General features: G+C 71.0%; 10 protein-coding genes. All 10 read right to left on the reverse strand.

Annotated features, from left to right (window positions below; all coding sequences use genetic code 11):
* Nucleotides 1–47 precede the first annotated feature (47 nt).
* The 10 genes from FJ694_RS05215 to FJ694_RS05260 are packed head-to-tail and all read right to left on the reverse strand — an operon-like array spanning nucleotide 48 to nucleotide 12989.
* Nucleotides 48–1397, reverse strand: a complete 1350-nt coding sequence (locus FJ694_RS05215) for a phenylacetate--CoA ligase family protein (protein ID WP_157264916.1) — start codon at nucleotides 1395–1397, stop codon at nucleotides 48–50.
* Between the two features lie 10 nt (nucleotides 1398–1407).
* Entirely contained in the window at nucleotides 1408–2583 is a 1176-nt protein-coding gene (locus tag FJ694_RS05220) for a glycosyltransferase family 4 protein (RefSeq protein ID WP_157264918.1), read from the reverse strand.
* Complete coding sequence (locus tag FJ694_RS05225; protein WP_157264988.1) at nucleotides 2580–3812, reverse strand: TIGR04063 family PEP-CTERM/XrtA system glycosyltransferase; 1233 nt, start codon at nucleotides 3810–3812, stop codon at nucleotides 2580–2582. Before FJ694_RS05225 ends, FJ694_RS05220 begins: the two co-directional genes overlap by 4 nt.
* A 7-nt stretch (nucleotides 3813–3819) precedes the next feature.
* Complete coding sequence (locus FJ694_RS05230) at nucleotides 3820–5769, reverse strand: XrtA/PEP-CTERM system amidotransferase (protein ID WP_157264920.1); 1950 nt, start codon at nucleotides 5767–5769, stop codon at nucleotides 3820–3822.
* A 4-nt stretch (nucleotides 5770–5773) separates the two neighbouring features.
* Complete coding sequence (locus FJ694_RS05235) at nucleotides 5774–6964, reverse strand: TIGR03088 family PEP-CTERM/XrtA system glycosyltransferase (RefSeq protein ID WP_198320723.1); 1191 nt, start codon at nucleotides 6962–6964, stop codon at nucleotides 5774–5776.
* The gene (locus FJ694_RS05240; RefSeq protein WP_157264922.1) at nucleotides 6961–8241 is read right to left on the reverse strand and encodes a nucleotide sugar dehydrogenase; all 1281 of its coding nucleotides are present in this window, start codon (nucleotides 8239–8241) and stop codon (nucleotides 6961–6963) included. The genes FJ694_RS05235 and FJ694_RS05240 overlap by 4 nt, the downstream gene beginning before the upstream one ends.
* A 9-nt stretch (nucleotides 8242–8250) precedes the next feature.
* Complete coding sequence (gene xrtA / locus FJ694_RS05245) at nucleotides 8251–9861, reverse strand: exosortase A (RefSeq protein WP_157264924.1); 1611 nt, start codon at nucleotides 9859–9861, stop codon at nucleotides 8251–8253.
* Complete coding sequence (locus FJ694_RS05250) at nucleotides 9858–11093, reverse strand: TIGR03087 family PEP-CTERM/XrtA system glycosyltransferase (protein ID WP_157264926.1); 1236 nt, start codon at nucleotides 11091–11093, stop codon at nucleotides 9858–9860. Before FJ694_RS05250 ends, xrtA begins: the two co-directional genes overlap by 4 nt.
* 4 nt (nucleotides 11094–11097) lie before the next feature.
* Complete coding sequence (locus FJ694_RS05255) at nucleotides 11098–12135, reverse strand: FemAB family XrtA/PEP-CTERM system-associated protein (protein WP_157264928.1); 1038 nt, start codon at nucleotides 12133–12135, stop codon at nucleotides 11098–11100.
* Entirely contained in the window at nucleotides 12132–12989 is an 858-nt protein-coding gene (locus tag FJ694_RS05260; protein WP_157264930.1) for an XrtA system polysaccharide deacetylase, read from the reverse strand. The genes FJ694_RS05255 and FJ694_RS05260 overlap by 4 nt, the downstream gene beginning before the upstream one ends.
* Nucleotides 12990–13002 lie beyond the last annotated feature (13 nt).

A 13002-nucleotide genomic window follows, 5' to 3' on the forward strand; every position in this document is an offset into this window, starting at 1 on the left:
GCTCCACGAGTTCCTGCTTGGGGCGGAGTGCTGCGTCACGCATGAGCTTACGCCGCCTCAGCTGCATGGCTGACGATGTAGCGGTACTTGCCCGACTTTTCGGGCGCGATGCGCTCGACGAACTCCACGTCCACGCGCACTTGCGCGCCCAGCCGCTGGCGAAAGCCCGCGGCGATGCGCTCGCTCCAGGCGCGGTCGAAGGCAGCGTTGACGACGAGCTGCACGCTGGTGTGCGCGCGGCTGTGCTGCACCACCTTGAAGGCTTCCACGCCGGGCAGGTCGCGCACGATGTACACCAGCGCCAGCCCGTGCATCACGGTGCCGTCGGCGGCCACCACGAAGTCGGTGCTGCGGCCTTGGATCTCCTTGAGCATGGGCAGCCCGCGGCCGCAGGCGCAGCGCCGCGTGTCCATCACTGCGATGTCGCCGGTGCGGTAGCGGATGAAGGGAAAGTCGCGCGTGGCCAAGTGCGTGACCACAATCTCGCCAGGCGTGCCCGGCGCGACGGCGCGGCCCTCGCGGTCTACCAGCTCCACCACGATGTCCTCAGCCGTGAGGTGCATGCCGCCCTCGGGACACTCGTGCGCGATGAAACCCGCGTCGCGCCCGCCGTAGCCGTTGGCCACCCGGCAGCCAAACACGCGCGCGATGGTGGCGCGCTGCTCGTCGTAGAGCCGCTCGGAGGTGACGAAGGCCACCTTGATGCCCAAGTCGTTCATGGCGATGCCGCGCTTCTCGGCATGGCGCGCGATGTGGCTGAGCGCGGAGGGGTAGCCGAACAGCATGCGCGGGCGCTGGTGCCGGATGTGGGCGACGAAGCCGTCGAGCTTGGCTTCGGACATCTCGAAGGCCGGCAGCAGCGAGGTGCGCATGAGCGCGTCGCGCACCAGGCGCACGCGGTCCTGAGCGCCAAGTTCGATGGGCGAGCCCCACACCACCACCTCGCGGTCGCCTATGTCCACGCCCCACCAGCGCGTGGCGCGCCACTTGGCGGCCACGTCGTGGCTCACGCGCTCGCGGCCGATGAAGAAGATCAGCGGCTCGCCCGACGAGCCGCCGGTGTTGAAGCGCGCCAAGCCCAGCGCCTGTGGATGCTTGAGCGCCTCGGTGTGAGCACGGATCACGGACTTGGTCAGGAAGGGCAGCTGCTGCAGGTCCTGCACACCGCGTACGGACGCTGGGTCGAAGCTGCATTGGGCGAACAGATCGCGGTAGTACGGTACCCGGGCGCCCGCCTCCTGCAGCAGCGCGCGCAGCCGCTGCAGCTGCAGCGCGCCCAATCGCTCGCCGTCCCACCACTGCGACTGCTCCATGCCGCGGCGCACGGCCACGGTGCTGTGGTGCTTAAGCCGCTCCTGCAGCGGAAAGATGAGGTTCGAAACGAGCGTGGTGTACATGGAATCAGATTCAGCTCAAGACGGGACGCTGTCCGGTGGCATTGCGGGCCGCTTGGTAGATCGAGGCCAGCACCGGAGCCACGTGGGCCCAGGTATAGCTCTGCACATCGTCGAGTCCGGCCTGGCGCAGTCGCGACCGCAGCGCGCCATCGTCGAGCAACTGCACCACGGCGGCCGCCATGGCCGGGGCATCACCCGCGCCCACCAGCAGCGCCGTCTGGCCGTGACGCACGATAAAGGGCACGCCGCCTACGTCGGTGCTGACCACGGGCACGCCGCAGGCCAGCGCCTCCAGCACGGAGTTGGGCATGTTGTCCACGGTGCTGGGGTTGATGGCCACGTCGGCGCGGCGGTAGAGCGCGGCCATGGCGTCGCGGTCGAGCCGGCCGGCGAAACACACCGCCTCCTCGCCCAGCCCCAACTGCGCGGCCAGCGCCTGCAGCCGCCGAAGCTCCGGACCCGTGCCGGCGATGGTCATGTGCGCGCCCGGATGGCGCTGGCGCACTAGCGCCAGCGCGCGCAGCGCCGTGGCGTTGTCGTAGATCGGCTCCAGGTTACGCGCCACCACCAGGTGCGCGCTCCCGGCCGGCTCGGCCGGCGTGAAGCGCGCCAGGTCCACGATGTTGGGCACCACCTCGGCGGCCATGCCGTGGCGCGTGAAGACCTGCTGCAGGAAGCCCGAAGGCACGGCCAGCCGCGCCACGCGCCGCATCGACCAGCGCACCGCCGCGCCCGAGCGCTGCAGGAAGGCGTCGGCCTCGCCGCCCCGGTAGTTGACCACCACGGGCACGCCGCGCGCGCGCGCCACCCAGATCGCCGGCGCTGCAAAGAGGTGCCAGGACCAGCCGGAGTTGGCCATGACGTGGCACACGTCGCTGCGCCCGGCGGCGCGCCACAGCGCGCCCAGGTACGGCAGCAGCCGCGCGCCGGCGCGCAGAACCGGCACCTTGCCGGCCCAGGCCGGCCGGTAGGGCGCGTTGGTCTGCACCAGCGTGACCTGCGCGCCGGCGCCGCGCAGCAGCTCGGCAAGCTGCCGGGTCTGGTTGGCCATGCCGCCGGCCGGCGGCGGCAGCGGGCCCACCAGCGCCACGCGCAGTCCGGCCAGGCCCGAGCCCGTGCACGTGCCTGTGGCCGCTCGCGCGGCGTCGCGGCCCGTGTCGCCGCTGCCGATGGCCGCTCCGCTCATGCCGCCGCCCTGACCGCGGGGCCGTGGTGCGCGCGCAGCGCCTCGTACACCTTGCGGTAGTGCGCTACCGACGCGCGCCAGTTGCGTTCGAGCTCCACGAACTCGCGCCCGGCGCGGCGCAGCTGCGGCCAGCGCTCGCGCTGCGCCAGCAGCTGCAGCACCGCCTGCGCCAGCGACTCGGCGCTGCCGGCCTTGAACAGCAGCCCCGTTTCGCCGTGGCGGATGAGCTCCTTGTGGCCGCCGACGTCGGAGGCCACCAGCACCCGCCCCTGCGCCATCGCCTCCAGCGGCTTGAGCGGCGTGACCAGCTCGGTCAGCCGCATCGAGTGGCGCGGATAGGCCAGCACGTCCACCAGGTCGTAGTAGCGCTGCACCTCGCGGTGCGGCACGCGGCCGGTGAAGACCACCTTGTCGGCCAGCCCCAGCGCCTGGGCCTGCGCCTTGAGCGCGGCGTCCTGCGGCCCGCCGCCCACCAGCAGCACGCGCACCTCGGGGCGCTGCGCCAGGACCGCGGGCAGCGCCTGCAGCAGCAGGTCCAGCCCCTCGTAGGCGTAGAACGAGCCGATGAAGCCCAGCACCGTGCAGCCGGCCAGCCCCAGCTGCGCCTTGAGCGCCTCGTCGGGCACGCCGCCAACGTCGAAGGCCTCGATGTCCACGGCGTTGGGGATCACGGTGACGCGCTCCGCCGCGATGCCGCGCGCCACGATGTCGCCGCGCAGGCCCTGGCAGATCGTGAAGACGTGGCTGGCGCGGCGCAGCGCGTGCGTCTCCAGCCGCCGCGTGAGGCGGTAGCGCAGGCTGCCCTCGGTGGTGGTGCCGTGGTCCACCGCGGCGTCCTCCCAGAACGCGCGCACCTCGTACACCACCGGGATGCCCAGGCGCTTGCCCACGCGCAGCGCGGGAATGGCGTTGAGCACCGGCGAATGGGCGTGCAGCACGTGCGGGCGCACCTTCTGCGCCACCTGCAGCAGCCGCTGCTCCAGGCGCCGCATCAGCGAGGCCTCGCCCAGGCCCGGCAGCCGCCGCGTGCCCTCGGGCGCGTCGGGGGTGCGGTGGAAATGGAGCCCGTCCACGGTCTCCTCCAGCGCCTTGGCGCCGAGGTGCTTGGGGCTGGTGACGTGGTGCGTCTCCCAGCCCAGGCGGCGCTGCTCGCGCAGGATCGACTGGGTGCGGAAGGTGTAGCCGCTGTGCAGCGGGATCGAGTGGTCGAGGACGTGCAGGATGCGCAGGCTCATGTCAGGCCACCTCCGCAGCCAGCGGCGCGACGGCGCCCGCGCCCGCGCCGGCACCGTCGCCGTCGACGACCTTGCGCAGGAAGGCCTCGAACATCATCAGCGTCCACAGCGGCGCGCTGTGGTCGCTGCGCCCGCTCTGGTGCGCGTCCACGAGCTGGCGCAGCGTGGCGGCGTCGAACCAGCCGGTCTCGGCCAGGCGCTCGCCCAGCAGCGCGTCGCGCACGCGCTGCTTGAGCGGGCCGCGGAACCAGCGCGCCAGCGGCACGGAGAAGCCCATCTTGGGGCGGTAGAGCACGTCGTGCGGCAGCTTGGGTTCGAGGGACCTCTTCAACAAAAACTTTCCTTCCTGGCCGCGCACCTTGAGCGACGAGGGCAGCGTGGCCAGCCACTGCAGCAGCTCATGGTCCATCAGCGGCTCGCGCACTTCCAGCGCGTGCGCCATGCTGGCGCGGTCCACCTTGGTGTTGATGTCGCCCACCAGGTAGGTCTTCATGTCGAGGTACTGGATCAGCGCCAGCGCGTCGTCGGTGCCGGCCCGGGCGGCATGGCGCTCGAACACGTCGCGCGCGTCGTAGCCGCCGAGCTGCGACTTCAGCGCGGCGCTGAAGAGTTGCGAGCGCATCGGCCCGCGCAGGATCGACACCGAGTGGAAGTAGGCCTCCACCGTCGTGCGCGCCATGCCCTGCAGCGTGGTCTTGGCGCGCAGCACGCGCGGCGCCCAGTCGGCCTTGGGATACAGGTGGCCGAGCGCGCCGAACAGCGGCCGGCGCAGGCCCTGCGGCAGCGCCGAGCGCATGCGCTCCTCCATCAGGTGCAGCCGGTAGCGGCGGTAGCCGCCGAAGCTCTCGTCGCCGCCGTCGCCCGACAGCGCCACCTTCACGTGCCGCCGCGCGAGCTGGCACACGCGGTAGGTGGGGATGGCCGAGGAGTCGGCGTAGGGCTCGTCGTAGAGCGCGGCCAGGGTGTCGACGAGGTCGAAGTCCTCGCTGTCGACCGTGTCCACGAAGTGGCGCGTGCCGTAGCGCTCGGCCACCATCTTCGCGAACTCCGCCTCGTTGAAGGCCGGGTCGGCGAAGGCCATCGAGCAGGTGTTCACGGGCGCGTCGGACAGCCGCGCCATGTGCGCCACCACGGCGCTGGAGTCCACGCCGCCGGAGAGGAACGCGCCCAGCGGCACCTCGGCGATCATGCGCAGCCGCACCGACTCGCGCAGCCGCGCGTCGAGCTCGGCGCAGGCGTCCTGCAGCGACAGCGGGTTGTCCAGCGTGAAGCGCAGGTCCCAGTAAGCCCGCGGCTCGGGCAGCGGCTGGCCGCGGCGGATGCACAGGCTGTGGCCGGGGGCGAGCTTGCGCGCCTGGCGGAAGATGCTGCGCGGCTCGGCCACGTAGCCCAGCGCGAAGTACTCCTCCACCGCCAGCGGGTCGATGTCGCGCTTGAGGCCGCCGTGCGCCAGCAGCGACTTCAGCTCGGAGCCGAACAGCAGCGCTCCGTCGTCGAGCAGCGCATAGAACAGCGGCTTGACGCCCAGGCGGTCACGCGCCATGAAGAAGGTCTGGCGGTTGCGGTCCCACAGCGCGAAGGCGAACATGCCGCGAAAGCGCTGCACGCACTCCTCGCCCCAGGCCTCCCAGGCGTGCACGATCACCTCGGTGTCGCTGTGCGTGTGGAACACGTGGCCCAGCGCCTGCAGCTCGGGCACGAGCTCCTGGTAGTTGTAGATCTCGCCGTTGAAGACCACCACCACCGAGCCGTCCTCGTTGAAGAGGGGCTGCTGCCCGGTGGAGAGGTCGATGATGGACAGCCGCCGGTGCCCCAGCCCGACGCCGGGCTCCAGGTGCAGCCCGCCGGCGTCGGGGCCGCGGTGAAACTGCGACTCGTTCATGCGGTGCAGCGTCGAGCGCTCGAAGGCGCGCGCGCCGCGGGTATCGAACAGACCGGTGATTCCACACATATCGTCAGGCGCTTGGCACGTTGAGGTGCTGGTCGTACAGGCGCTGGTAGGCCTGCACCATGGCTTGCTGGCTGAAGCGCTCCTCGATGCGAGCGCGGCCGGCCGCGCCCATGCGCACGGCGGCGGCCGGGTCGGCAGCCACGCGCGCCAGCGCCTGGCCCAGGGCCTGCGGGTCGGCCGAGGGCACGAGCACGCCGGTGCGGCCGTCGTCCACGAGCTCCACGTTGCCGCCCACCGCCGTGGCGATCACGGGCAGGCCGCTGGCCATGGCCTCCAGCAGCGTGTAGGAGATGCCCTCGGCCAGCGAGGGCAGCGCAAAGCAGTGCAGCCCGCGCATCACCGCGGGCACGTCGCTGCGCTCGCCGGGCAGCCAGGCCAGCTCGGCTAGGCCGAGCTCGCGCAGCAGCGCCTCGGTGGACGCGCGCAGCGCGCCGTCGCCCACGATCACCAGGCGCAGCCGCGCCTTGAGCGCGGGCTGCACCTGCAGCGCATGGGCCAGCGCGCGCACCAGGTTGGCGTGGTCCTTGACCGCCTGCATGCGGCCCACGGTGCCCACCAGCCAGTGCTCGTCAGGCGAGAACGGGCAGCCCTCGATGCGCTCGGGCCGCCCGGGCGCGGCCGGATGGAAGCGCGCGGTATCGACGCCGTTGTAGATCAGGCTCACGCGGCGCCGGGGCACGCCCACGCGCTCGCGCAGGTAGGCGTCGAGCCCGCCCGACACCGGCACGTAGTGCGTGACGAAGCGCCGGTAGAGCCGGCGCACGCGCTGGAAGCGGGTGTTGCGGCCGTCCAGGTCCGACACGTCCCAGCCATGCTCGCTGTGGATGCGCACGGGCACGCCCGCCAGCCAGGCCGGCACGCTGCACTCCAGCGCGGCCAGGTTGTTGGTGTGCACGATGGCCGGGCGCAGCTGCCGGAACAGCCGGTACAGCTTCGGGTAGAGTTTGACGCCGTGGCCCGGCCCCTTGTGCAGCGCGATGAAGGACACGTCGGCATGGCGCACGCGGTGCCGGAAATCCGTCACCTCGGTGAGCGAGACCACGACATGCCGGTACGCGTGCGCGGGCATGTCGTTGATCAGGTTGACAAGCCCGTTCTCCAGCCCGCCCGTGTCGAAGCGGTAGACCACGTGCAGGACCAGCGGACGCGCCGGGGCCTGGGCCGCGGACGCCGCCGCGCCTGCGGACGCCGTCACAAGCGCCACAGCCGGTAGCCAGCACCCTCGATGGCCTGGGGATCGAACGCGGCCTTGACGTCGATAAAGACGCCGCCGCGCACGAGCTTGCGGCCGATGTCGTCCATCGACATCTGCAGGAACTCGCGGTGCGAGACGGCGGCCACGATGGCATCGGCGCGCGGCAGGTCGCTCCAGGGCAGGAGCTGCACGCCGTACTCGTGCATCGCCTCCGCGGCCTCGGCCTGCGGGTCGGTCACGGAGACCTCCACGCCGTAGGTCTGGAGCTCGCGGATGATGTCGATGACCTTGGAGTTGCGCAGGTCGCCGCAGTTCTCCTTGAAGGTCAGGCCCAGCACGTTGACGCGCGCGCCCTTGATGTAGCTGCCCGCGGCGATCATGTTCTTGATCGTCTGCTCCGCGACGAACTTGGCCATGCCGTCGTTGATGCGGCGGCCCGCCAGGATCACCTGCGGGTGGTAGCCCAGCATGTCGGCCTTGTGCGTGAGGTAGTACGGGTCCACGCCGATGCAGTGCCCGCCCACCAGGCCCGGCTTGAACTTCAGGAAGTTCCACTTCGTGCCGGCGGCCTCCAGCACCTCGGAGGTGTCCAGGCCGATGCGGTTGAAGATGATGGCCAGCTCGTTCATCAGCGCGATGTTGAGGTCGCGCTGCGTGTTCTCGATGACCTTGGCGGCCTCGGCGGCCTTGATCGAGCTGGCGCGGTGCACGCCGGGGATGATGATGCGCTCATAGAGCTTGGCCACGGCCTCCAGCGTCTCGGGCGTGTCGCCGGAGACCACCTTCAGGATCTTGGTCAGCGTGTGCTCGCGGTCGCCGGGGTTGATGCGCTCGGGGCTGTAGCCGACGAAGAAGTCCTGCTTCCACTTCATGCCCGACTCGCGCTCGAGCACGGGAATGCACACCTCCTCGGTGGCGCCGGGATAGACGGTGGACTCGTACACGACGATGGCGCCGCGCTTCATGTGGCGCCCGGCGCTGATGCTGGAGCCGATGAGCGGACGGAAGTCGGGGATGTGTGCCTCGTCCACCGGCGTGGGCACGGCCACGATGATGATGTCGGCTTCCGCCAGCATGGCCGGATCGCTGGTGTAGACGCAGTGCTTGGCCGCGGCCATGTCCTCATCGGGCAGCTCGCGCGACGGGTCGGTGCCGCGCTGGCATGCGGCGACCTTGTCCACGGCGATGTCAAAGCCGATCGTGCGGCTGTGCTTGCCAAATTCGACCGCCAGGGGCAGGCCTACGTATCCCAGTCCGATGACTGCAACTACACTCATTTTCACTCCTTAATACGCTCGGTTGTCGTTGTTTGCCGATTTTTGTCGTGCTTCCCGCACCTGCTGCAGTCGCTGCAGCAGCTTGCCCAAGTGATCGTGCGTGAAGTCGCGCAGCGTGGCCTGGGCGTCACCGGACGGCAGTCGCGGCGCGTAGACCAGGATGGCCGCCGCATCGTCGCCGCGGCCCAGCAGCAGGCTCCACACGCCCAGCGCCTTGGCCCGGAGATCGCTGCTCGTGAGCTCGCCGTTGACCCAGTAGAGCTGCCAGACAATGATCTCTTCTGTCGGTGGGCTGCCTGGTGTGAATACCGCACGCAGTTCGTTACTGCGTACGGGCACCGTCTGGCCATCAAGCACCACTTCACGTCGCTCGGTGGCGCCGGCGATCCAGCGCGGTCCGTCCCTGGACACGCTGGCCAGACGGTGCAGCGAGCTCACCAGCTTGCTGTCCTGGTCCTGGCGCGCGTAGTAGGCGACGACCACGCCCGCCTGCTGCGCGCCCCGGACGTAGCCTGCCTCGAACTGCGCCGCTGCATTCACGAAGCCATGTCGCCAGCCCGTCAGTGGCTGCGGTGCCGGTTGCCATCCCGCTGCCGGCGCCAGCAGCGCCTGCAGCTGCGGCGCGCCGCCCTGCTGCGCCGTCGCGCGCAGGTGCGCCAGCCAGCCCTGCCCCGCCAGCGCCAGCGCCGCGGCGGCCAGCGCGGCAAGCCAGATCGTGCGCTGTGCCGCAGGCGCGGCCGTCGGCGCTTCGCCGGCGCCGGCCGGCCCGGCCACGGCCGCAGACTCGGACCAGCGCATGCCCACGGCGAACAGCACCATGATGACGAAGCCGAAGAACACCCACCCGTACACGAGATGGTCGGCGCCCGTGGCAATGGCATTGCCGCTCAGGTGCCCCAGCATCACGATGATGTAGGCCCGCACCCAGTTGGCCAGGATCGGCACCACCAGCGACGCCGCCACGAACATCGCGCGCCGCAGCGGGCTGCGGTAATTCAAGTAGGCGAACAGCACGCCGACCATGAACGAGGCGATGAGATAGCGCAGCCCGCTGCAGGCCGCCTCCACCGACCAGGAGCCCGAAGGAATGACGAACTGCAGCCCGTCGCGCATGACCGGGATGCCGGTGAGGTGCAGCGCCCACACCGTGAAGTCCGCCGTCCAGGCCATGAGCTGCGGCATCATGAACTCGCCCAGCGGCACCATGAAGAACAGGAAGCCCAGGGGGAACAGCAGCCGCCGCGCCACATGCAGGCCCAGCACCAGCGGCACGGCCAGCACCAGCGCGGTCACCAGCGCCAGCTGCGCCACCGAGTTGGCCACCGCGAGCACGCCCAGCAGCCACGCCAGCAGCGCCGCGGCCAGCAACGGCAGCAGCGCGGGGGCCGCGCGCGGCGTCAGCGCCGCGATCTGCGCCCGCTGGCGCCAGGCCAGCCACAGCGCCACGAACGGCACGACCATGGCATGGGCGAAGGTCTCGGAACGCAACCAGATCTCCACCATGGACGCCAGCGTCGCGTGGCCGGCCAGCGCCAGCGCCGCCCACAGCAGCGCCAGCGCCGCCAGCGCCGGCTTCCAGCCGCGCCCGGCGGCCGGCACGGGAAAGGCAACGCTGCTCATGCCTTGCACAGCGCCTGCGGCACGGCATGCGCCGCCGCGGCCCGGTCGAGGTAGGCGTCGATGCCCGCCAGGTGAGCATCCCAGCTGTAGCTGCGCAGCACGCGCTCGCGTCCGGCCTGCCCGATGGCGGCCGCGCGCTCGGGCTGGCTCAGCAGCAGGTCGATCTGCTGCACGTAGTCCTCGACCTCCAGCGCCGGCAGCAATTCGGCGCCGGGCTCGGCGTCGATGGCCCGGGTGCAGGTCAGCGACGCCACCACCGGGCGCGCCATGGCCATGGCCTCCAGGATCTTGTTCTGCACGCCGCGCGCCAGTCGCAGCGGCGCCACCACCGCAGCGGCATGCTGCAGGTACGGGCGCACGTCGGGCACGGTGCCGGTGACGCTCACGTGCGGTCCGGACAGCGCCTGCACCGCCGCGGTGGGGCTGCGGCCCACGATGTGCAGCCGCAGCCGCGGCCAGCGTGCCAGCAACTGCGGCAGCACCTCGCTGGCGAACCAGCACACCGCGTCGACGTTGGGCCAGTAGTCCATGGCCCCGGTGAAGACCAGCGGCTGCGGCTCGTCGCCGAAGGGCGAGGCGCGCCGTGCATCCGGGGCGAAGAACTCGGCGTCCACGCCGTTGCCCATGGCGTCCACGCCTGCCGTGCACTCCGGCGCCAGCTGCCGAAACAGGGCCGCCTCGGCCTCCGTGACGAAGAAGGAGCGGCGCGCGCGCGCCGCCACCGCGCGCTCGTAGGCGAGCAGCTCACGGCCCTCGCGCGCGTACAGCCACGACATCGGCCAGCGGTGGGCGTCGGCGTACTGGGTCCACTTGGCCGAATCCACGTCCACGAAGTCCACCAGCATCGGCAGGCCCGGCACCTCGTCCACGTACTGCGCCATCGAGGAGGAGAAGACCACGGCCGTGTCCAGCGCCTGGCGCGCGGCGAGCCCGCGCACCCAGCGCCGCAGGCCCGCGTCGGCGTAGTAGCTCAGCGTCAGCGCCTGGCCTTGCGGCAGCGCGCGCAGGCTGGCCAGGCGCGCCAGGCGCGGCTGCAGCCGCGCCACGTGCATCTCGGCGCAGTACGGGCGCACGTGCTCCACGTAGGCCTCGTCCTCCGGGTCGTCCACGAAGGTGCCCAGGAACACGCGGTGGCGCGCCGACAGGTGCTTCAGGAGGTGGAACGAGCGCACCTTGTCGCCCTTGTTGGGCGGGTACGGCAGCCGGTGCACGAGATACAGCAGGTTGGCCATGTCGTCATCCCAGGCTGCGCACCACCAGGGGCCCCAGCCGGTTGGCCAGCGCGATGGGCATGCGCCGCCAGGCCTCGATGAAGAGCTTGTACTTGGCGTTGGACGGGTTGTTCTGCGGCACCGAGTCGCGCTTGTAGAGCCGGTACTCGTAATGCAGCGGCGTGGGCTCGAAGCCCCAGTTCTTCTTGAACGAGTAGGAGCCCGTGCCCTGCTTGCTGCGCCCGTAGTCGAAGACCTTGCAGCCGCGCGCCAGCGCGTGGCGCATGAGTTCCCAGTACTTGAAGTCGTTGGCCGCCAGGTCGCGCGCGGCCACCGCGTCGCCGGCGTAGTACGGCAGGATCTGGTCGCGGAAGTAGAAGCTCATCACGGCGCTCAGCGGCTGGCCATCGGGGCCATTCACGGCCATGAGCTCCACCGCGTCGCCGAACTCCTCGCGCAGCGCCTGGAAGTAGCGCCGCGGCAGCGCCGGCGTGCCGTGGCGATGCACATTGTCGGCATACAGGGCGAAGAAGCGGTCCAGGTCCTGGTGCACCGTGCTGGTCAGGCCGTTCTTGATGCCCTTGCGCACCATGGCGCGCTGCTTGCGCGGAATGGCCGCCATGTTGGCCTCCTCGCCCTCCAGCAGCTCCTTGCGGAAGGTGACGTAGAGGTCCTGCTCGGGCCAGTCGGCATGGCGCCGCGCCATGTGGCGCAGCTCCAGGTACTGCACGCCGAGCTTGCGGCCGAGCTCGTCGGCATGCACCTCCAGGGCCTGCGCGGCGTCGGCGCTGGTGGCGGCCACGCCGCCGTAGACCGCGAAGGGCAGGCTCGTGAGCGAACTGCCGAACAGCCAGCTGCGCACGTGCGCCAGCGGCAGCACGCCCTCGATGGCGCCGGCGCGACGCGCCAGCAGGAAGTGCGTCTGGTGCCCGAAGGACTCGCGCAGCACGCGCTGCCAGCCGGCGCGGTGGAAGAAGGTGGCCTCGGGGCAGGACAGGACGAACTCGTCCCAGTTCGCCACGGCGCGCTGGTCGCCCGTGGCGAGCAACTCGATCTGGATCATGCGTGTTGGGCAGGCGTGCCGAGGAAGATGCGGTCCATGCGGCCCCAGCGGAAGTCGGCCAGCAGCCGCTCCAGCCGGGACTCCATGCGCTGCAGGTTCAGGTAGTGCCGGAACCGCGCCTTGCGCCCCACGCCGGCCACGCGCGGCTGGTCGGGGTCGATCTCCCAGGGATGAAAGTAGAAGATCGCAGACTGGCGCTCGGACTCGTTGACGTGCCTCAACATCCAGCGTGACACCCCGTAGGGCAGCAGCCGGAAATAGCCGCCGCCGCTCGAAGGCAGGTTGCGCGAGAGCAGCCGCAGCGTCGTCGGCGGTGCCTCGATGAAGCCGCTGCCCGTGGCGTCGAAGGCAAAGCGCGGCGCCTCGGGCATGCCGTAGTGGTCGTGCACGATCGGGTAGACGCTGGAGCTGTAGCGGTAGCCCGCGCGCTGCAGCTCGGCGAAGGCCCACGGGTTGGTCCGCCCGATGGAGAAGCTCGGCGCGCGGTAGCCCACCACCGGCACGCCGCCGATGTCCTCCAGCAGCGCCTTGGCGCGGCGCACGTCCTCGAAGAACTGCGCCGGCGTGAAGTCGCTGGCGCGCTGGTGGTCCCAGCCGTGACTGGCGAGCTCGTGGCCGCCGGCCACGATGTCGCGCACCAGCTGCGGGTAGCGCTCGGCCACCCAGCCCAGCGTGAAGAAGGTGGCCTGCACGCCGTGGCGGCGCAGCATCTCCAGGATGCGCTCGACGTTGCGCTCGACGCGGCACTCGCGCGCGTCCCACTCGCTGCGCGGGATGTGCGGCGCGAAGGCCGAGACCTGGAAGTAGTCCTCCACGTCGATCGTGAAGGCGTTGGTGACGGGGACCGTGTGCATGATTGTTGTTATC

It is taken from the genome of Azohydromonas aeria (assembly GCF_009760915.1).
GTDB lineage: Bacteria > Pseudomonadota > Gammaproteobacteria > Burkholderiales > Burkholderiaceae_C > Azohydromonas > Azohydromonas aeria.